The following is a 20,709-nucleotide window of genomic DNA, read 5'->3' on the forward strand; positions in this document are numbered from 1 at the left end:
TCCATCATCACCTACGCTTTACGACAAACCGGCCTCATAATCCCACAAGTCCGTGCCCCGACGCACCCTGCTATCCAGCCAGCTTCGGAACCCTGGAATGGGAAACGATAAGACCGCCTGGATTTTCTCGCAGTTCAGCGAGAGATCGGCAGGGCGCGGCGCGCCGGTATGAACACGCGCGGAGCCTTCCACCAGCCGGCCTCGCAGTTCCGGATACCATGGCAACAGCGCCTGCCCTATTTCCCAGCGGGACAATCGTTCCCGGCCACCAAGATGATAGAGACCCGGTGCGTCGGCTCCGGTCAACTCCCAGATCGCACGCGCAATAGCGCCCGCGGGCAGCGGACAGCGAAACTCATCGCAATAGAGCGTCATGTTCTTGCCGCTCTTGGCTCCTCGGGACATATCCTCGACAAAACTTCGATCGCCGTGCGGCGAGGTTCCTGCCGTCAGGACGATCCGAACCACCGTATGCCGAGGATTCTGCAATACCAGCTGTTCTGCTTCAAGCTTCGTTTTGCCGTAGAAATTGATCGGCGTGGGGTCGTCGTTTTCCCGATACCAGCCTTGTCGGCCATCGAAGACTTCGCCGCTCGACAGGAAAATAAAGGGAATGTTCTTGGAAAGATGCGCGAGACGCACCGTGGCGTCCACATTGATGCATCGAGCAAGGTGGGGGTTTTGTTCGCAGTCCTTTGTTCGGCTCAAGGCCGCACAATGGATGACGGCCGTGGGCTTCAGAAGCCGCCAGGCTTGCTCGACGGCGGCATGATCCGTGAGATCGAGGCCGGCGCGCGTGAGTCCATGTACTTCCCAGCCGGGCGCCCATCGAGAAGCGGTCTCCGTGAAATATCGCCCGATCAATCCCGCCGCCCCGGTGATGAGGACACGTGGCTTCATGAAGATTCCATCGGAAAACATCGCGTTTGCAGAGAGTCTCTCACGTGATCCCTTTCGATGAACCACCCCTCGTCTATCAACAGAGATGCCATCGAGGTGCACAAGACTCAAGAGAGGGAGGATTCTACGATTTCACACTGCCGGTTTGGAAGATACTGCGAATGAAGCAGATTGAGGGGAAGATGGAGTTCACGTCGTGATGACCGTGAGGCTGCCTCTATGGACTCATGGACCGGCTGCAATTGCGGAAAGGTACGCGATGCTACTCGATGTCACTTCATATCTGCAGTCTCTTCCTATGCGGCTTTCGTGGAGGCCGTGTCGTGAGGCAGCCAGCGATCCAGGATCGCAGCCAGGGACTTGGTGACGACAGGCTTACTGAGGAAGTCGTCCATCCCTGCCTCCAGACACCGCTCTCGGTCCTCCGCCATCGCGTTGGCTGTCATGGCAATGATAGGGATGCGAGGTGGCTTACCGCCACCTTGTTGTACACACGCCTCTTGATCTCTGATGACCCTTGTGGCTTCAAAACCATCCATTTCCGGCATCTGGCAGTCCATAAACACCAAGGCATAGGAAATCCGTGCCAGTGATTCGACGGCTTCTCGCCCATTTGCGGCAACGGTGACCCGATAACCGAGTTTCTCAATCATATTCGCCGCCACTTTTTGATTGACCGGGTTGTCCTCGACCACCAGGATAAGCGGCCGGGACCGCATCTGCGTTTCCATCAGACTATGCCGGGTGATAATCGGAGGCGGAGCGGTCGAGCCAGGAGGTTCGGACGAGCTCCCCAGAACCATGTTGAGACACTCAAACAGCAGTGACCGGCGAATCGGCTTCGTCAAATACGCGACGATCCCGGCGTCTTGAGCGGCTTGGGCATCACCACGCCGGCCAACCGAGGTCAGAAGAACGAGGCGCGTAGCGCTGATCGCCTGTTCGGCTTTGATCCGCCTGGCTAACTCCAATCCGTCCATTCCCGGCATCTGCATATCCAAAATGGCCAGATCGAACGGGGTATGCCGATCGGCTGCGTTGCGCAGGCACTGCAAGGCTTGCAACCCGCTCTCGGCACTTTCATATCTCACGCCTTTTCCACGGAAACTCTGCTCAAGAACCCGCCGATTCGTGGCGTGATCGTCCACAATCAAGACGGCACGACCGTTGAGCGCGGCCGGAGGAGGCGTGGTTTGCTGAGCTCCCTCTGCTTGGAGGAGAAAGGGCACAGTGATCCAGAAGACGCTCCCAAGTCCGACCTTGCTGTCCACGCCGATTCGCCCTCCCATCGACTCCACGAGCTGCTTGCAGATGGCAAGACCCAAGCCGGTGCCCCCGTATTTCCTTGTGGTGGAGCCGTCGGCCTGCGTGAACGGCTGAAATAGTTTCGCTTGTTGCTTTGGAGAGATTCCGACTCCGGTGTCCGATACTTCGAATCGAATCGTTCGGCCGGTGCCATCGGCACTCGCGGCAGTCACCCCTTCGGGCTCACGCTCGGCGCTCACGGTGACGACGACTTCGCCCTGATCCGTAAATTTTATGGCATTGCCGATCAGATTCACCAAGATTTGGCGCAGGCGGCCGGGGTCCCCTCGCAGCGTCGTGGGCACGCCGGACTGTACGAGGCAGCTCAGCTCAAGGCCTTTGTCATAGGCGCGCTCACCCAGCAGGCCGACGGCTTCCTCCATCGTCGCATGCAGGTCGAAGTTGAGCTCTTCCAGATCAAGCTTGCCGGCTTCGATTTTGGAGAAGTCGAGGATGTCATTGATGATGTCCAACAGATGTTCGCTGGACAGTCTGACCGTCTCGGCATACTCGCGTTGCTCCGACGTCAGTGCCGTATCCAGCAGCAGCTCGGTCATACCGATGACGCCGTTCATCGGCGTCCGGATTTCATGACTCATCGTGGCCAGAAACTCCGCCTTGATCTTCGCGGCTTCGAGCGCTTTATCCCGGGCTTCCGCCAGTTCTCTGTTTTTCCGTTCAAGAATTTGCGCGGCTTGTGTCAGCGCGCCATCCGATACCTTACGTTCCGTGATATCGATCATCGTGCCCATCATGCGAAGGGGGCGCCCCTGCTCATCCCACTGCACCACCTTTCCGCGCATGGCGAACCATTTCCATTCACCTGAGCGGTGGCGGATGCGATGCTCCACGATATAGCTGGCGGTTCTGCCCTCGAGATGACCGTCCAGTGCCTGCTCGACCCAAGGCCGGTCGTCCTCATGAATGCGGCGCTTCCAATCGAAGACGTTGTTCATGGGAATGTCCTGGTCCTCAAAGCCCAGGAGACGAATCCAACTGGGACTGTAGTAGGCCTGGAGGGTCGCGAGGTTCCAGTCCCACAAGCCGTCCGTGGCGACATCGAGCGTGCAGCGGAGGCGCGCCTCGCTGGTTTGGAGCGCTTCTCCCGCACGCTTGATGTCGGTGATGTCACGGACGAAGGCACAGTGGAACTCCTGCCCTTCATAGGCGAGGAAACTGACGCGCAGGTCGATCGGGACGAGCCGCCCATCCTTGGCCCGATGGTTGGTCTCGAAGGACATGGTCCTGTTTCGCCGCGTCTCCTCCCAAAAGCCCGGCCACAGGGACGCCGGAAAGTCCGGATTGAGGTCATGTACCGTCATGCCGAGGAGCTCGTCTCTCGAATAGCCCACCATGAGGCTGGCCGCCTCGTTGGCGTAGAGGATCTTGGCGTCAATATCGATCCAGTACACCGCATCCACCGCTTGGTCCATAGCGAATAGGGTCTGACGTAACCGTTCCTCGGCCTGCTTGCGCTCCGTGATGACCTCGGTAGACATGATAATGCCGCCGATCTCACCGATTTCATCGTGCCACGGATGCACTTCCCATCGAAGCCAGTCCTTGCTGCCGTCCTTTCGCACGAAACAGTCCTCTTCTCGGCGCTCTACGGCGCCGGCCAGACAGCGCTGATGAACGGCCTGCCAATCAGGATACTGCCGAATTTCAGGGAACACGTCGTAATGATGCCGGCCAATGAAATCCTGGTCGCCGAGATGGTAATCCTGTATCCAACGCCTGCTGACAGCAACATACCGCAGATGCTTGTCGAACATCGCGACGGCGGCAGGCGTGTGTTCCACAAAGGACTTGAGGAGATCACGGCTGCGCGTAAGCCGTTCCTCGGCTTGCTTGCGCTCGGTGATGTCATCGGCAATACCGGCAATCCGATGGACCCGTCCCGCCGCGTCAGGGATCGGAAACGCTCGATCCCTGATCCATCCCACGGACCCGTCGGGCCGCACGATGCGGTATTCTTCGTCATAGGTACCGGAGCTCTGTCTGGTCAACGCCGCCTGAAGCACTCGGTCGCGGTCGTCCGAATGGATCGTTTCCAGCCACGATCGCGGAAACGCGTACAGACTCTCACAGGTGCGGCCCCAAATGTTTTCATAGGCGGGGCTGATATAGAGGATGTGGTTCTTTTCGGGGTCGGAGAGCCAGAACACCTCCGTGATATGTTCCGCAATCTGTCGGAAGCGCTCCTCTCTCTGACGCTGAATCTCATCATGCCTCCAATAGGTGATAAGGCCGGCGCACTCGACGAAGTTGAAGCCGCAGTACATCAAGGCCCAAATCCAAGCATGCTCGATGGCTGCGGGATGATTATAGATGGAGGCAGGGGCCAGCTGGCTGACCACACCGTGGTAGAGCGTCACGAGTCCCGCATTGATCAAGAGAGGCGGCCACTCCTGATAGCGCGCAATGAGCACGAGCATGGCGAACCCATCCAGATGCATCTCGAAGTAGCCGCCGGAGAAGTGCACAAGCAGCGCCGATGACATGAATGCACTGATCGACGCGAGCACCGCGCGGAGCCGGTGAGACAACCGGCCGATCGATGCCAGGAGCGTGGCAACCCCTACCAAGCCTCCAGCCAAGCTGGTGAGCATGAGGCCATGGCCCATCCAGAGTCCGAACGCCGGGAGAACAATGGCATGACCCCATAAGATGATCAGGAGAGTCCGGTGCCGTTGCTGCCAGGCGTCCTGAGGCAAAAGCCGGCCTTCAGGCAAATTTTGCCATATGCGTTCCAGCAAGGTGCCCACACTGGTCATCACGACAAGAACCTTTTGCGCAATAGAAACAAGTGCTTCCGAGACAAAGAGGGACGTTCCCTCTCAGTGTCTTCTCGGACGCCGCTGACGATTCTTGATAGGGCTAGAGGGCTCTGTCGGGGCACGAGCTGAGTGGTGAGACGCTGTGCTGATCGGCGGTAGACTGGGTCTGGTAGAGCCCAGCACGGCGAGCGAGCAACTATTGCGAACTAGATCTCGCTTAAAATCCGCGCGTGAAGCGGAAGTGTCCAGGGTTCATGCAGGCTAATTGCGCGTCAGCTTCCGGTATCGGATTCGATGCGGCTGATCGGCTTCCCTGCCCAAGCGTTTTTTGCGATCGGCTTCGTATTCGCTATAGTTCCCTTCGAACCAGACGACCTTGCTGTCGCCTTCAAAGGCGAGAATGTGAGTGGCGATTCGGTCGAGGAACCAACGGTCGTGGCTGCTGATCACGGCACAGCCTGCAAAATTTTCCAGCCCTTCTTCAAGCGCCCGCAGGGTATTCACGTCGAGATCGTTGGTCGGCTCGTCGAGGATGATCAGGTTCGCCCCTTCTTTCAGCATGCGGGCCAGATGCACTCGATTGCGCTCACCGCCTGAGAGATCCTTCACCTTTTTCTGCTGATCCGTCCCGGCAAAGTTGAAGCGGGCGCAGTAGCCGCGGGCATTGACTTCGGCCTTCCCCAGCTTGATGGTATCCTGGCCGTCCGAAATGATCTCATACACGCTCTTGTTGCCGTCCAAGCTCCGATCCTGATCCACGTAGCCGAGCTTGACGGTCTCGCCGACCTTGATCGATCCGGCATCCGGCTTCTCCTTGCCGATGATCATCTTGAACATGGTCGTCTTGCCGGCGCCGTTCGGGCCGATCACACCGACAATGCCGCCCTTCGGCAGACTGAAGTTCACGCTCTCATAGAGCACGTTATCACCGAACGCTTTGCTGATGCCGTTCGCTTCGACCACCACATCGCCGAGCCGTGGCCCCGGTGGAATGTAGATTTCCAGATCGTCCGACACCTGATCCTGTTTTTGGTTGACCAATTCTTCGTAGCGATTCAAGCGCGCCTTGCCCTTGGACTGCCGAGCCTTCGGCGACATCCTGATCCACTCCAATTCATGCTCCAGCGTCTTCTTCCGCTTCGACTCCGCTTTTTCCTCCTTTTCCAGTCGGTCCTTTTTCTGCTCCAACCAAGACGTGTAATTGCCTTGGAACGGAATACCATGGCCACGATCCAGCTCCAAAATCCATCCGGCGACATTGTCGAGAAAGTACCGATCGTGAGTCACGGCAATGACTGTGCCTTTATATTGTTGCAGATGCTGCTCAAGCCATTGGACCGACTCGGCATCCAGATGGTTCGTCGGCTCATCGAGCAACAGAATATCCGGCTCCTGGATCATCAAGCGGCAGAGCGCAACCCGACGCTTCTCACCACCTGACAAAGTTCCCACCTTCTGATCAGCCGGTGGACAGCGCAGCGCATCCATGGCGATGTCGAGCTCGTTTTCAAGCTCCCATCCGTTCGCTGCTTCGATCTTCTCTTGCAGTTGCGCTTGCTTGTCGAGCAGCTTTTCCATCTCATCAGGCCCAACCTCGCCGATCTTGTTGCTGACCGCCTCGTATTCGTGCAGCAACGCCACTAAGTCGGCCTTCCCTTCCTCGACCACTTCCTTGACCGTTTTGTTGGCATCGAGCTGGGGTTCTTGTTCAAGCAGCCCCACACTGTAACCCTTCGATCGTGTGATCTCGCCCGTATAGTTCGGATCCACACCGGCAATGATCTTGAGCAACGAGCTCTTACCCGACCCGTTCAAACCCAGTACCCCGATCTTCGCGCCGTAGTAGAAGCCCAGGTAGATCTCCCGCAGCACCTGCCGCTTCGGCGGATAGACCTTCCCGACGTTGACGAGTGAAAAAATAACCTGTTTATCGTTCGTGGCCATACATTCCCCTATCTAGCTAGTAACCTACACCTGCGCTGAACTGCACGTTCTCCTCAAGAAATGAGTGCACGGGCCGCCTACAGCGAATGCAGGATTGAGAGTCCTGCGTTCACCTGAACAACCAGGCCGGCCAAGCCGGCTCTGACTTCTGACTCACTACGAACTGGGCGCGCAAATGCCACACGCCCGCCCTGCATCCGGTCGGGAGTGGTAAATCGAAGATGAAATCCGAACCGATCCAATGCCGTCACCGTCGCCTGCTGCACCTCCACGTGGCCCAACGCACGTGCCAGCAGTACCAACGTCTCCGCTTGCTCGGCATTGAGCTCGCGAATCAGGTTCGAGGCTGCATCCGCAAGCGGGTCCACAGTCGCCGCTCCATAGTCTGCCGGTGCCACCCAGCCCATCGACCCAAACCCTCCAACAAAGTAAATCTCCGCGATAGCCATGCGGAAGAAACCGAAATCTTGGTAGTCCACCCAGTAGGAGGCGTTGGCATGACGTTCCAAGTAGCATGCGCGAACCTCGGCGTTCTCCTCTTTCCGCACCTTGGTCACGGAGCCCATCAACGTGACCCTGGCCGCCCCAAGGGGATCAATCCTGCTCTGAGGCGGAGTCACCAGTAAGCTGGCACGTGGATCGCCCAGGAGGTTCTGTGTGTGCATCGCCATCGTGCTGATCAGAAAGACCGGTTGCTCCTGTGCATCCAATCCGTAGGGCATCACCGATCCGAAGGGCCAACCTGGCTGCTTGCGCGAGAGCGTCGAGAGACTTCCTGTCTGCTGCAAGTACACAAGCGTCTTGGCCCGCTCAGCATGGGACGGTTCAGGAACATCAGGACCGTCTGACTCCGCCCCGCTGTTATGCTGTCGTGATGAAGACATATGATGATCGTGTGTCGGCACCCAATGAATTGCGTGACACATTACCCGGATCTGGTGAACATTTCCACTGAGAGCGCGGTCAGCTTTGAGAATTCCGTAAGATACCGACCACACATAAACCAATACAATGACGCTGATACGGAAATGTCCCTCCTTTGTCTGTTACCCACTTCTGGACCCGATTGATCTCAAGCTTGAACAACACATTCGGTTATCCTCCGTGACCCTGCTGCCTTGAGCAGTAACCCGCTTTACGGTATCGTACCGCCCGACTTGCCAACTGAGGACCTCCTCGGATGCCTACCGTCTTCCTGAGCTATTCAAGAGAAGCATTCCCATCAGAATGGGACAAGACGATGGTAGGTGTGGATATGGCGAAGAATGCACTCGCGAATTTGAAGTGACTCCTTCAGAAAACATTGTCCACGATTGAAAAACTTGAGAGGCCGTGGTTGGCACAGACGTTAGTCGATCTCCATTCTCCGCAGGCTCGTCGCGCGATAACTCTGCAATTTCGAGTTTTCAGCTTATAATCTCGCCGACCTTCATTCTCCTCTTATTATGGTTGGAGGCGTGATGCCGGAAACCCTGTCGGTCCAGTGCTGCATTGCCGGCGGAGGGCCGGCCGGGATGATGCTGGGCCTTCTGCAGGCAAGGGCCGGTGTTTCGGTGCTGGTCCTCGAGAAGCACCAGGATTTTCTCCGTGATTTTCGCGGCGACACGTTGCACCCCTCGACGTTGGAAATCATCCATGAGCTGGGGCTGCTGGAACGCTTCCTTCGCTTGCCGCACCAGAAGGTGACGCGGATCAATGCCCGGTTCGGAGATCTGGAGTTCACGGTTGCTGATTTTTCTCATCTGCCGACTCAATGCCGCTATGTGGCCTTCATGCCGCAGTGGGACTTTCTCAACTTTCTCGTGGAGGTGGGAAAGGGGTATCCCGGATTTCAGGTCCGAATGAACGCGGAGGTGACGGACGTGATCGAGAGCGGAGGCTCGATCGTAGGGCTTCGCGCTGAAACGTCAACGGGGCCGCTGGACGTTCATGCCGCGCTCGTGGTGGGAGCCGATGGCCGGCACTCCATTGTCCGCGAAAGAGCGAATCTCTCGGTGGAAGAATTCGGCGCCTCCATGGATGTGCTCTGGTTCCGATTGTCACGCCGTCCCGATGACCCGGTCGATCCGATGGGCCGCTTCGACGCCGGTCGAATCTTCGTCATGTTGAACCGGGGTGACTACTGGCAATGCGGCTTTGTCATTGCGAAGGGCTCACTCGGCGAGATCCACGCACAAGGCCTTCCGCTGTTCCGCGACAGCGTGGCGAAGTTGGCCCCGTTTGCCGCAAACCGTGTCCACGAGCTACGCGACTGGGAACCGATCAAACTGCTGACCGTTCAAGTCGATCGGTTGCGGCAGTGGTATAAGCCTGGACTGCTCTGTATCGGCGATGCGGCCCACGCCATGTCGCCGGTCGGGGGCGTCGGCATCAACCTGGCGATTCAGGATGCAGTGGCGTCGGCGAATCTGTTGGCCCATCCGTTGCGCTTTGGCCGAGTGACCGAGGCAGATTTGGCCAAGGTACAAGCCCGCCGCATGTGGCCCACTCGGCTGACACAACAGGCTCAACTGACTATCCAAGATCGTGTCATCAGCCGTGTATTGGATAGCAAGGTTCCACTGTCGCTTCCCTGGGCCGTCCGGCTCCTGGCGCGGTTCCCCTTTCTACGGCGAATTCCCGCAAGATTGATCGGTCTTGGGGTCCGGCCTGAGCATGTACGGACGCCGGCCGGCTGAATAGTCACCTTCCCTCCGTCGGGAAAACTTGGGCTTATCCGGTTCCGATCTTGAGCTGATCTAACCGTCCCATCACACCCTTACTCACTGATGCATGAAGAAACTCCGGGAAATTCTCGGGCAACGCGCTCGCAACTTTTCGAAGCGCGCGCGGCGCCGTCTCCGCCAGTTCCTCCATCGTGGCCACGACAACAGATTCCGCAATACCCGCCGCTTTCCCCGTCTGGACGAAATGCCGACCCCGGACCTCACCGATTCGGTAATGGCGGTTTGTGCCGACCGACATGGACAGCCTCATTTGCTTACGGTCGATCTGTCCCTTATCGAAGCTCGGCTGAACTGTCAGCACATCATACATGGGTGTCAGTTGATAGCGGCCCCCTGGGCCGAGAAAGATGCTGAAATTCTTCGCGTGTCCGTCTGTCGCGCCGATCAGCCAGAAAAACATTTGCGTCTTCAAGACGGTGATCCTGTTCACTGCCGGCTGGTCGCCACCTTTCAGCAAGTCCAGGATCCGGACGAGTCCTGGCCCTCCCTCACTCTGATATTTTCTTGTGGGTGGAACAGACAAGGCCTGGCAACAATCCTCCTGCGGCAGGCGTAAGAGCCGCTTGTCTTTTGTCCACCGGCGGTCAAACCGCTCAATGACGAGCGCCCTCGTGTCCCCAAAGGTGCGCATCTCCGCCTTGTTAACCTGGAAACCGAAGGCTTCGGCGAGTTTCAGGCAGTAGAACTCGTTCTCGACGCTGTCCGACAGGTTAAGGCCATTGGACAACCGCCCAATCTGCTTCTTGAAAATGTGCGTTGTTGGCGTGGGACCTGTCGGTTTCCACCACCGGCCTTTATGGCGAAGCAGGGCGGTTTTTTCCTGTGCGCCGGCCACAGAAATCCGGAATGCCTCATCACTGGTCAATCCCAAAGGCGCTTGAGAGAGGTTTCGCAATAGTTGTTCGATTGCCGTATCATCGACCATTTCCCCCTTTATCGTAGCCGTGTCACCTTCATGGGGATCATCGATCCCGGTGAATTGCAGCGCTCCGACACAATCCCGACCAATGGCCGCAAGTAAACTATACGCATCCGTTCCGGCTGCTCCCACTCTTTCGGCGACGCGCCGCCTCAACGCGTCGGAATCCGGCAATAGATTCTCGAACACCGCCGCGACTGCCTCTCCTCTGTAGGCATCCTCCCGCAGTGGAAGCGACAAAGAAACCGGTAGCGCATGCTCCCATTCCAACCAGCGAGGGTCATACCGGAAGTCAATCGCGCCGGTGGACGCTTTGCTGAGCTGGCCGACCGGCCGGTTGTTCAGCAGCACACGCAATGGCGCATGAGTGCGGCGGCGCGCCATCAGAAGATCTCCTCAATATCGGCGACTCGCCCTTTGGATCTCGGCACAATTCGGAATTCTAGATCGAGCGCGGCCAGCACGCTCAGTATGGTTTCCATAGTCGCCGACGGATTCCCTGTTTCAATCAAGGAGATTGTCTCCTGCCGCAGACCAGCCTTTTCCCCCAATTGCGTTTGACTGAGTCCCTCTTTCTTTCTGATGCGCCTGATCAGATTCCCGATCTGTCTCGGGTCGCGAGCAAGATCTCCCATAACTCCTCCGTTAGTGATGCATTATGTGCTATTCACGATAAAATTACAATATCGTCATTGACACATATTCATGGATTATGATCCAAAGACGATATATTCGAGGTTTTGAGGGCTATCAGGGATTCGGCCTTAAAGCCGAGGTGTGGCGCCTAGGAAGGTCATGAGGACCTGGCGCTTAGGCTGGGCGATCAAGTGGAACTAAATTCCCAACTCTTCCGACAGCCGCACTTCGGACTCGTCAAGGATCTCTTCCAGGCAGGTGAAGCAGGGAAAGGGAAAGCGATCGACCGGAATCGCACAGACTTCGCCGACCGGTGAGTCTTCCAACGCCGGGCCTCCGCATTCCTTGTGAATCACTACCAGCATCAGGTTCGCCTCATGACCATCCGGCGGAACAGCTCGAGATGTTCCGGACTACTGAGCCGATGGTCGCCCGGTATCAGCCGGAGGTCGAGCGGAAAGCTCGGATCACGGCGACGCAGTTCATCGGCAAATCGACGGCTGCCCTCCGGCGGGATGACGGTGTCTTCCAGGCCGTGGAGAATCGTCGTCTTCACCTGACGGACCGTGTCAAACGTCTTGGCCCAAGCCTGCTCGCTTTCTTCCACCCACTTCCAAGAGAGCGGCCAATCCTTATGCAATGGGTCCTCATCCCACGGCATCCATCCGGCCGTATACCAGTCATCGAGCCGTTCCTTGGAGATGGTCTTGGCTCGTTCCCCCATCATATTGAACGCCGGAGCGATCAAGATCAATTCTTCCACGAGGGGAAATTTCTGCGCGACCAGCCAGGCGATCCAACTGCCGAGCGAGTTCCCAACCAGGGTGATGGGTGGTCCGGATTCGACGGATTCCAGGACGGTCTTCGCATCGGCAATCCAATCGCAGAGCGTGTAGTCCGTGAACTGGCCTTCCGAATCGCCGAATCCGCGCACGTCGTAACAACAGAACCCCCAGCCTCGCTCCTGGCACCATTGCGCCAACTTCTTGCTCTTGTTGCCCCAGCGCTTCGAGAGAAAGCCGGTGATGAACAGGATTTGCCGGTCTGTCCCATCGGCACGATCGCCCTTGAGACGCTTGCCGTCGGCGCCGATCAGCTCGAACGGCTGCATGCTCATGCCTCGAGCGCCTTCATGATGAACCCGCTCAATCGTCTGAGCACCGGTTCGGGGATCTCGTGCCCACCCCGAAAGCTGTGCCACTCCACGGCAAGGCCCGATTGACTCAGCGCGTCTCGGAGACGTTCCGCCCCGATATGCGCGAGAATGTCATCCAAGGTTCCATGACTTTGAAAGACCGGCAGTCCCTTCCGTTTGGGCATGAGCGGACTCCACACCGACTGAGCCAGGAGGTTGCCGGACAGCTGCACCAGGCCGGCAAACGGATAATCGGTATGCAAGACCGCATCGCAGGTGAGCATCGCACCTTGTGAAAATCCGCCCACGACCGTCCTCTTGTAATCGATCGGCAGCTGCCGCGGCAGTTCCTTGAGAAATGCCAGCAGGCGGTCCCGTGCCAACGCGAGACCCTGGGGAGTCTCCACGGACAGGTCACGAATCCGACCGGCGGCACGATCTTCCTGTATTTTCGCGAAATCGATGATCCACCAGGCGCGCGAATCACCGAAGCCCATATTAAGCGAGAGAGGGGCTTCGGGAAACAGCCATCTGGTTCCCGCCGGAACATCGATGACCTCCGCGAGCGGCACGAGGTCATCCCCCGGTGCGCCGAAGCCATGGAGGAGCATGACGACCGGCCCATGCCCGCCTCCGTGACCGTCCGATCCACCAAGGAGTCGGACCTTCAATCCACCCAGGAAGGCTTCACGCATTCGAGTCCCCTAGCTCAGATAGAGATACTGCAGCAGCGCCACGAGCCCATACAGTGATGATTCGACTACCGGCTGCTGATAGAGCGGCACAAAGGCGCCTTGTTCGTTGTCCTCCACTTCACCGATGATGTGCTGGATCTGTCTGACCCGCACGTCGTGATCCTTGCCGATTCCCAAGGTCTGGACGATCTGCCGGTTGAGTCCGGCCAGCATCGCCGCTTTCGCATGGCTGGCGGACTGATAGAGGAGAAACGCGCCGAGCAGAGCGATCAGCACATTGACCGACCAAGAGAGCAAGAGCAGGAGTGGATAATTCCAGATGTCGAAATACTCGTTCCGGGCGGCGATCATGATCAAGAGGGCGATAAAGGGATACCGGATCAGTCGGTTGACCACCTGCGTCCGCTGAGCGATGAGATCCACGACCGCCAGGTACTTCAACTTTTCGAACTCGGCCTTGTGCGCTTCACCCAATCCATATTCGCGAAGGTATTCTTCCTGAACCTGCTCTGACCAGCCTCCCGTCGAACCAATCACCCATCCGATCCATCGCCGGCAGAGCATCACGGCGTCGAAGACCGCCAGATTCAGCAACACGACGATGCCGACGCTGGCGAGCGTCATGAACGAATCCACTCTACAGCTCAGGAGCCCGCGGCAGGGATGGATATATTCTTCGTCGAGCACGAAATACCCGATGGCCCACATCGCCCCCGAATACAGGAGGAACAACAGCATCGTGCGGACCATCCATTGGCCCAGCTGACTCGCCTCGCGATACCGAACCCAGGCTTGGTCCACTTTCATCGAGGCGATGGTGGCGATGGGGTGGTAGACTCGTTGCAGATTCGTCCAGAATGTTCCGGATGAAAACCGAGGACGTTCCGATAGGTCTTCGAATCGGAATTTCTCCCCGATCTGTTCGCCGTTCTTCTTGAGATCGCGGGCTCCTTTCACAAACAGCAGCATCGCCAGCACCACCACGATCAGCCGGAGTAATTCGCTCGGCCAGACGCTGACCCCGGCGGTCCACGAAAAAGGCTCTCCTTCATCATGGTTGGCGAGCAACGCGGTTGCGCCACCGGCCAAGACGAACACCATGAACAATGTCACGAGTACCACTGCTGCGATGCTCAGTGTGCGCGGATACCTCGTGATCCCCGACCAAAGCCGCTGATTGCTCCAGGCCACGACAATGACGAGGGCAAAGCCCACCGCCGTCGCCGCGGCCACCGCCGTATTATTGAACCCGACCCCTTGGCTCAGCGCACCGTACCCCTTCGTGTAGGCCAGATCGGTCCGCAAGGGATGCACGGTGCGCACCTCTTCCTTCTTGACGATGCTCAAGTCGACCGCGCCCTGTCTCCCCACCTCGAACAACCGTAGATGCGCTCCGGCATCGTACAGACGATTCTCCGGCGTCAGTAAGGCGTGGTACGCCGTCGTACAGGGACCGCTTGCAGTATCAGCCTGGTTCTCCCGACGGCACACAACATGACCGACCGCTTGCAAAGCGGCGAAGTAGGCGGAGGACTGATAGCTGCTTCGGAACGGCGGGACATCGCGCTGGAGACCGCCATCCAACTGCAACCCGAACGGTGAGGCGATGACCATGTTGCGTGTCCATTTATATTCACTCGGGTGGAGATGCCGGGCATCGAGACCGATCGTAAAGAAAATCGCGTGAGGAAATGCGGGACGGAGCGCTTTGATGATGAGCAACGAGTCATAGGGATCCGTCCCGAAAATCCCGATGGCTCGCGCGCCCTCTCCTTCTTCGTGAATACGGTTGACCAAGGCCCGCACATAGTCCACCTGGCTCGTGCCTTCAGGGCGATCCTGCTGGGTATCTTTCGCGCTGTCGGCACGAGCGGTTTTCCCTTTATCTTCACCCGGCACCTCGCCGTCCAGTCCGCTCAGGTAGCTGTATCGTTGCACATTGAGACGCAGCGACTCGTACTCAGCCTGCCGCTGGATCTGCAGGTCGACCGCATGGGGAATATCGGAACATCCCTGTTTGATCGCCACCGGAACCTCGATCAGTTCCAGGTCGTGCTCGGAAAAGGTCGCGATCTTTTTGCAGGCCGCGGCCCGAAATTCGATCGGGAGCGTCCTCCCATAGAACGAGTCCCATTCACCGATCAAAATTACGGCGTCCCACCCAAGACGCACTTGCCGCCGCTCCAGCTCCTCGACCAATGATTCGAACAGCTGATCGTCGGACCCGATATCGTAGGCCAGCCTGATATTCGCGTCCGACAAACGGCGGTAGAATTCCTGCTCGCAGGATTCGTATGTCGCGCAGGCCGTACCTTTCCCAACCCCTGTCTTGAGCCCATAGGCCAACAACCCCTTCATCGCGCTGCTCCAGGGCGAATACAGATCGATCCATCCATCGGCGTTCGGCCAGACACCGATACCCTCGTGCGGCTCGGCATAGGACTCCCCCGCCTCCGCCAGCAATGCTCTAAACGCAGAAGAGCTGCGAGGCCCCAGGATTCTGAAGGTCACGGCCTGTTGCAGCCGCGGATCCAGCTGAACGAGTTTACGTTTATCGTCCGTCAGGAGACATTCGCTTTTCTTCTCTGCTTCCCGGCACACGAGGGCTTGAGAGAATGACGTCAAGCTCGCGAAAAACCCTCGGCTGAGCGCTTCGTCCGGAAACCAGACGACCAGCACACTCCGGGACCTCGGCGTTTCTTCGTCACAGACCCTCGTCTTCCTGAGTCGATACCATTCGTACGGGAGCGCCGGAATAGGGCTTTGCGGGTCCCACTCGACAAACGATAGGTGGCCTTCCTGTTCCGGCACATAGCAGGACACCCCCAACGCCGTGCCGACTGCGTAGCGGTCTCTGATACGCGACTCGGTGTTTTCGACGTACGGTCCTCCGCTGGTCGTCACGAGGAGGACGGTGAGGGGCTGGCCCTCCTTGAGAACTCGTTCGGCAATGGCTTGTCGAAGGGCCCGGAGTCGTTGTGTCAGAGGCGGAGGCGGGGTTGTGGTCGCGCGGTTCGTTTTGACCTCGCGCATGCCGCGTTGAACCGCCGCGACCGGATCTTCCCACAAGCGCGCACGAATGGTTTGCTCCTCGATCGTCGCCTTCATGTCCAGTCCGGTGCCGACCGGCCGAGAGCTTCGCAATGGTTCCTTCACGAGCAAGACGCCGGCGAGCGCCAGCACGAGCGTGAGAGCTCCTGCTATCGCGATTTTGGAGTCGCTTGGCTTCTTCGCCATGTTCTTCGAACCGTCTGGGAAAGAGGACGCTTCGATTCGACCTGAAGCGGTGACACTCTACAACAGACGCTTCGGAGAGGGAAGCGAGTCCGGATGAGGGACGTTTCGAAAGCACACGGCGAAGGGTGATGCTCACCTTACGATGAGCAACTGACCGAGAGATGCTTGCCCCAGTTGGGCGGCGGAAGGGCATAGGCTTCCATGCCCTGTTGGTCGTTGAAGGGATCTTGCAACAGAGTGAAGAGGCGATCGATTTCGGAGAAGTCCTTGTGTTGAGCCTTCTCAATGGCCGTCTGCGCGAGATAATTGCGCAGCACGTATGTGGGATTCACACGGTTCATCCGGTCTCGTCGCTCATCGTCATGGCTGCGTTCATTCCGCAGTCGATCTCGATAGCGCTTCGCCCACTCATCGAAACGGTCACGGTTGAGGAAGTGTTCGCGCAGCTGGTCGTTGGGCGCGCCGTCAGCCGTGGAGAAGGCGCTCAGCTCCCTCAACACGATCGTATAATCCGCATGGCTGCCCTGAAGAAGGCCCAGGAGGTCGCGAATGAGTTCGTCGTCTTCCGCTCGCTCGTCCATCAATCCGAATTTCACCCGCATGAGCTTCATGAACTCGCGCTCAAAGAGCGGTTGATACATCTCAAGGCCCGCCTTCAACGCCTCCTTTTCCGCCAACGGCAACAGCGTTTGAGCCAAGCAGCTCAGATTCCAAAGCCCGATGTAGGGCTGCTGGTTGAAGGCATAGCGGCCGTTGTGGTCCGAATGGTTGCAGATGAAACCGGCGTCATAGTCGTCCATAAAGCCGTAGGGTCCATAGTCCAGCGTAAGCCCAAGAATGGACATGTTGTCCGTGTTCATCACCCCATGCGCCCATCCCACGGCCTGCCATTGGGCGATCAACTTCGCCGTGCGCTCGACCACTTCGGCAAAGAAGCGCGCGTATTTGTCGCCGGTCTCACCAAGATGGGGAAAATGTTGCTCGATCACATAGTCGGCGAGGGCTTTTAGGTGCTCATGCTGTTTCCGGTAATAGAAGACCTCGAACGTGCCGAACCGGACATGAGAGGGCGCCATACGGACCAGCATCGCGCCGGTTTCGACCTGTTCGCGATAGACCTTGTCGTCGCTGCCCACGAGGCAGAGCGCTTGTGTGGTCGGGATCCCGAGACCCCGCATCGCGGCGCAACAGAGATATTCGCGGATCGTCGAGCGCAGGACCGCTCGGCCGTCTCCGTCACGCGAAAACGGCGTCATCCCCGCACCTTTGAGATGCAGGTCCCACCGCTCTCCTTTCTCGTTCTTCACCTGGCCGAGCAGAATCGCGCGGCCGTCACCGAGTTGCGGAACGTAGACACCGAACTGATGGCCCGAGTACAGCATCGCGAGCGGCTCCATTCCGGGGGCCAACACGCTGCCTCCGAAAAGAGCCGCGAACTCTGTCCGGGTAAATTGCTCTGGATCAAGATCGATCAGTTCAGCTGCGACCGGGTCGGCATGAACCAGATAAGGCTGGGCGCTGAACGGAGTCGGATTCAATCGCGTGTAAAAGGCCTGGGGAAGACGGACATAGGTATTGTCGAAGGAGAGCGTTTCCAGTGTGCGCCGAGTCATGGAAGACTATAGCTCATCGGCTACCGTTCTGGATATCGCGATCCATCGTAAAGACGAAGACTCGCTCTCCGAGCTGTACGTCGATATCGGTGAACAGCCCCAGGATTTTGGTCCCGGTGATCTCGCTGACTTGTTCGCACAGCCTGTCACGGCCCTGCGCGATCAGATTTTGCCGCAGCCGTTTCACCATCTCGATCCCTTCCGCGGTCTTCGCGAGTTGACGTTCGGCCGGGGTCAGAACGCCTTTCAGGCGTACGACAACGAGATCGCGGGCGACAAGCGCACGGACTTCATCAGGGCCTCGACCCAGAAACTCCTGCTCGAATTTGATGACGGCATTGCGTATCGCGCTTTCCATACATTCTTCCTGTGCAATTATAGAATTGCGTGAGGACGCGAACAAGTGCCGTCTAGGTCTTTTGTCTCCACCATAGGACCCGTACTGGGTCTTTCGGTTCCGGACATCTCCGGCTGGAAGTCCTGGTCCACCATTTCTGACTTGACGCTATCCTTTGGACCATATTATTCATGGAGTCGCATTTACTAAAGCGCAATGTTGCCTATCCCACGATTCCGAGTGGGCTGGCAAGAAAGCCTGATACTTTCTTTACGGGCCGTAGGGTGACCGGCAATTCACGGGGAGAGGCCGGTCGCAGTACAAGCCAACCGAACATGGCTCGATCACGAATCGAGCGGGCGGTTGGCTTTTGTGTTTTTAGGGCTCTTTATCAGGCTGCAAAAAGACTCCGTTGATCTCATCACTATGGATGAAATAGTCAGTATGGTGCTAACCCCAGAATAACTTCAGGATGCTCAAAAAGGCTGTCCAGCAAGGCCGCAGCGAGCGAAGAGGTGAGGCGTACGCTTCGGTACGTTGAACCTCTGAGAGATGTGAGAACGCCGCTGGCGGACTTTTTCAGCATCCTGTTAGAGGTCATGATGTCCGCTGTATTGCTCGTGCCGCTGCTTCCCTTGATCGCCGCGCTTCTCGTGAGTGTCGGGAGTGAAGCCACGCGTCACGCTCGTGCAAGAATCGCTGCCTGGCCGATCGGCGGGGCCTTCTGCGGCGCCATCGCCACGCTGTACGTGGTGGCCACGGACGGCCCGATTGCGCTTCGACTGTACGATCCGGTCGCCTCCACGGTGCTGGCTGTTCCGATCGGCATCTACGTCGACCGATTGAGCGCAGTCATGATGGTCTTGATCTCCGGCATCGGCACGATCATCTACACCTACTCCGTCGAGTACATGTACCAAGATTTGCACGAGCGCCGGTATCTCGCCTTGATCGGGGTCACCGTGTTCGTCCTCCTCTGCATGGTGTCGAGCGCGAATCTGTTGATGCTGTTCATGCTCTGGCAGTTGCTGAGTTACCTCCTGTATCTGCTGGTCCACAATCATAGCCATCAAGAAACGCTGAAGAGCGCGTTTCGCACGTTCACGCTCTTGCGGGTCGGTGATGTCGCCTTCTTGGGCGGGACGGTGCTGGCTTACTCGCTGTACGGCACCCTGGAATTTCCTGATCTGTTCGCCGTCGCCGTGCAATCGACGGCGACCGTGTCTCTGTTCCCCGGTGTCGAATTCAACGGCGCGACCGCGGTCACCTTCCTGCTCCTTGTCGGCGGGATGAGTAAGTCAGCCCAGTTTCCACTCCACGGCTGGCTTCCCCGGTATCTCTATGCCCCGACGTCGGTCACCGCACTCCTGCACGCGGGCATCATCAATGCCGCAGGCTTTCTCATCAACCGCCTGGCTCCGCTCTTCGGGATGAGCTCGACCACTCTGCACATCGCCCTCGTGATCGGAACGCTGACGGCCATCCTCGGCGCAACGATGATGCTGGTGCAAAACGACATTAAGAACATGCTCGGCTTTTCGACGATCGGCCAGATGGGCTACATGATCATGGAATGCGGTCTCGGGGCCTTTTCGCTCGCGGTCTTCCACTTGATCGCCCACGGTCTGTTCAAAGCGACCGTGTTCTTGTACAGCGGGAATGTCATTCACAAGGCGAGACAGGAACCGATCCTCCCCCATTCAAAACGAGAGACCGAAGAAGAAAGTTACTCGCCCCTGACCTGGATGACGGGATTTCTCACGACCCTGTTGATTCCCTTACTCATCTTGCTGGCGACTCACGGTGTGCTACGGATCCCGCTGTTGGAATCCCAGGGGACCGTCATTTTTCTCTTCTTCATTTGGATCACGTCTTCGCAAGCGATCCTGACGCTGACGCGGTTGCGTGCCGTTGCCTCCTGGAAGGTCTCAGCGGCGATGCTAGTGACGTTGTTGTTCATCGTGTTCGTCTATCTGTTTGCCGTCGAATCGTTCACGGCATTCCTCTACCCGAACCCGGAAGAAGTCGCCTCATACTTCAAGGCCGCCGATCTCCCCGACTGGCTCTTCGACCTCCTCCTCGTGGTATCGACGCTGGTCACGATTGGAGGCTGGATCTATCTTTACATGCGAGCCCACGGCCGGACCGTGTGGACACCATCATGGATCAGTGACATCCGGATCCGCCTCTATGTGCTGTTTCTCAATCGACTCTATGTCGACGCGGTCTTACATCGAGTGGGGCACACCCTGACATCCGCCATTCAACGCTTGGATAAGCGCGCCCAGGAACGCTCGCTTTGACCGGCACCGGCAGGAGCGCACCGAGTGAGATCGCCGAATTGTGAACGACGGAGATGCCTCGTGCACGTCGGCGCATGAGGAGGGTCCGGGGGGAACGGTCAGTCTTTGCTTGACGAAAATAGAGAGCCCGTATTAATGGTTACCCTCTTACCGTTGTAAGTGGTGTGCCGATTGCCTGA

Annotated in this window: 14 protein-coding genes; 2 read left to right on the forward strand and 12 right to left on the reverse strand. The window is 57.9% G+C overall.

The genetic code is table 11. The annotated features are described in order from the left end of the window. Window positions 1-18: 18 nt before the first annotated feature. The 4 genes from H8K04_18525 to H8K04_18540 all read right to left on the reverse strand — a co-directional run bounded on the left by H8K04_18525 (window position 19) and on the right by H8K04_18540 (window position 7,813). On the reverse strand, window positions 19-900 hold the full coding sequence (locus tag H8K04_18525) for an SDR family oxidoreductase (GenBank protein ID UVT15769.1): 882 nt from the start codon (window positions 898-900) through the stop codon (window positions 19-21). 296 nt (window positions 901-1,196) lie between these two features. Continuing rightward, on the reverse strand, window positions 1,197-4,985 hold the full coding sequence (locus tag H8K04_18530) for a PAS domain S-box protein (GenBank protein ID UVT15770.1): 3,789 nt from the start codon (window positions 4,983-4,985) through the stop codon (window positions 1,197-1,199). 261 nt (window positions 4,986-5,246) lie between these two features. Then, complete coding sequence (gene ettA / locus H8K04_18535; protein UVT15771.1) at window positions 5,247-6,929, reverse strand: energy-dependent translational throttle protein EttA; 1,683 nt, start codon at window positions 6,927-6,929, stop codon at window positions 5,247-5,249. A gap of 77 nt (window positions 6,930-7,006) precedes the next feature. After that, window positions 7,007-7,813 (reverse strand): pyridoxamine 5'-phosphate oxidase family protein, encoded by an 807-nt coding sequence (locus H8K04_18540; protein UVT15772.1) that lies wholly within the window; start codon window positions 7,811-7,813, stop codon window positions 7,007-7,009. 576 nt (window positions 7,814-8,389) lie between these two features. Here H8K04_18540 and H8K04_18545 point away from each other — a divergent pair. Continuing rightward, complete coding sequence (locus tag H8K04_18545; GenBank protein UVT15773.1) at window positions 8,390-9,607, forward strand: FAD-dependent oxidoreductase; 1,218 nt, start codon at window positions 8,390-8,392, stop codon at window positions 9,605-9,607. Window positions 9,608-9,641: 34 nt separating this feature from the next. Here H8K04_18545 and H8K04_18550 read toward each other — a convergent pair whose 3' ends face one another. From H8K04_18550 to H8K04_18585, 8 genes are all read right to left on the reverse strand, one after another. Continuing rightward, entirely contained in the window at window positions 9,642-10,958 is a 1,317-nt protein-coding gene (locus H8K04_18550; protein ID UVT15774.1) for a type II toxin-antitoxin system HipA family toxin, read from the reverse strand. Further along, entirely contained in the window at window positions 10,958-11,209 is a 252-nt protein-coding gene (locus H8K04_18555; protein UVT15775.1) for a helix-turn-helix transcriptional regulator, read from the reverse strand. The genes H8K04_18550 and H8K04_18555 overlap by 1 nt, the downstream gene beginning before the upstream one ends. Window positions 11,210-11,407: 198 nt before the next feature. Continuing rightward, complete coding sequence (locus H8K04_18560) at window positions 11,408-11,575, reverse strand: hypothetical protein (GenBank protein ID UVT15776.1); 168 nt, start codon at window positions 11,573-11,575, stop codon at window positions 11,408-11,410. After that, the gene (locus H8K04_18565) at window positions 11,575-12,327 is read right to left on the reverse strand and encodes an alpha/beta fold hydrolase (GenBank protein ID UVT15777.1); all 753 of its coding nucleotides are present in this window, start codon (window positions 12,325-12,327) and stop codon (window positions 11,575-11,577) included. Before H8K04_18565 ends, H8K04_18560 begins: the two co-directional genes overlap by 1 nt. After that, entirely contained in the window at window positions 12,324-13,040 is a 717-nt protein-coding gene (locus H8K04_18570) for an esterase (protein UVT15778.1), read from the reverse strand. The genes H8K04_18565 and H8K04_18570 overlap by 4 nt, the downstream gene beginning before the upstream one ends. 9 nt (window positions 13,041-13,049) lie before the next feature. Then, window positions 13,050-16,277, reverse strand: coding sequence for a hypothetical protein (locus H8K04_18575; GenBank protein UVT15779.1), 3,228 nt, complete (start codon window positions 16,275-16,277; stop codon window positions 13,050-13,052). Between the two features lie 137 nt (window positions 16,278-16,414). Beyond that, window positions 16,415-17,890, reverse strand: a complete 1,476-nt coding sequence (locus H8K04_18580; GenBank protein ID UVT15780.1) for a YdiU family protein — start codon at window positions 17,888-17,890, stop codon at window positions 16,415-16,417. A gap of 13 nt (window positions 17,891-17,903) precedes the next feature. Further along, window positions 17,904-18,248, reverse strand: coding sequence for a DUF2294 domain-containing protein (locus tag H8K04_18585; protein UVT15781.1), 345 nt, complete (start codon window positions 18,246-18,248; stop codon window positions 17,904-17,906). 581 nt (window positions 18,249-18,829) lie between these two features. Here H8K04_18585 and H8K04_18590 point away from each other — a divergent pair. Then, window positions 18,830-20,530, forward strand: a complete 1,701-nt coding sequence (locus tag H8K04_18590) for an NADH-quinone oxidoreductase subunit L (GenBank protein ID UVT18042.1) — start codon at window positions 18,830-18,832, stop codon at window positions 20,528-20,530. Window positions 20,531-20,709 lie beyond the last annotated feature (179 nt).

The sequence above is a fragment of the Nitrospira sp. genome (genome assembly GCA_024760525.1).
Classification (GTDB): Bacteria; Nitrospirota; Nitrospiria; order Nitrospirales; family Nitrospiraceae; genus Nitrospira_D.

Excerpts from the sequence above, each read along its gene's own strand:
- H8K04_18525 (UVT15769.1), bottom strand. The coding sequence starts at position 900 with ATGAAGCCACGTGTCCTCATCACCGGGGCGGCGGGATTGATCGGGCGA.
- ettA (UVT15771.1), bottom strand. The coding sequence starts at position 6,929 with ATGGCCACGAACGATAAACAGGTTATTTTTTCACTCGTCAACGTCGGG.
- H8K04_18540 (UVT15772.1), bottom strand. The coding sequence starts at position 7,813 with ATGTCTTCATCACGACAGCATAACAGCGGGGCGGAGTCAGACGGTCCT.
- H8K04_18545 (UVT15773.1), top strand. The coding sequence starts at position 8,390 with ATGCCGGAAACCCTGTCGGTCCAGTGCTGCATTGCCGGCGGAGGGCCG.
- H8K04_18550 (UVT15774.1), bottom strand. The coding sequence starts at position 10,958 with ATGGCGCGCCGCCGCACTCATGCGCCATTGCGTGTGCTGCTGAACAAC.
- H8K04_18555 (UVT15775.1), bottom strand. The coding sequence starts at position 11,209 with ATGGGAGATCTTGCTCGCGACCCGAGACAGATCGGGAATCTGATCAGG.
- H8K04_18560 (UVT15776.1), bottom strand. The coding sequence starts at position 11,575 with ATGCTGGTAGTGATTCACAAGGAATGCGGAGGCCCGGCGTTGGAAGAC.
- H8K04_18565 (UVT15777.1), bottom strand. The coding sequence starts at position 12,327 with ATGAGCATGCAGCCGTTCGAGCTGATCGGCGCCGACGGCAAGCGTCTC.
- H8K04_18570 (UVT15778.1), bottom strand. The coding sequence starts at position 13,040 with ATGCGTGAAGCCTTCCTGGGTGGATTGAAGGTCCGACTCCTTGGTGGA.
- H8K04_18575 (UVT15779.1), bottom strand. The coding sequence starts at position 16,277 with ATGGCGAAGAAGCCAAGCGACTCCAAAATCGCGATAGCAGGAGCTCTC.
- H8K04_18580 (UVT15780.1), bottom strand. The coding sequence starts at position 17,890 with ATGACTCGGCGCACACTGGAAACGCTCTCCTTCGACAATACCTATGTC.
- H8K04_18585 (UVT15781.1), bottom strand. The coding sequence starts at position 18,248 with ATGGAAAGCGCGATACGCAATGCCGTCATCAAATTCGAGCAGGAGTTT.
- H8K04_18590 (UVT18042.1), top strand. The coding sequence starts at position 18,830 with ATGTCCGCTGTATTGCTCGTGCCGCTGCTTCCCTTGATCGCCGCGCTT.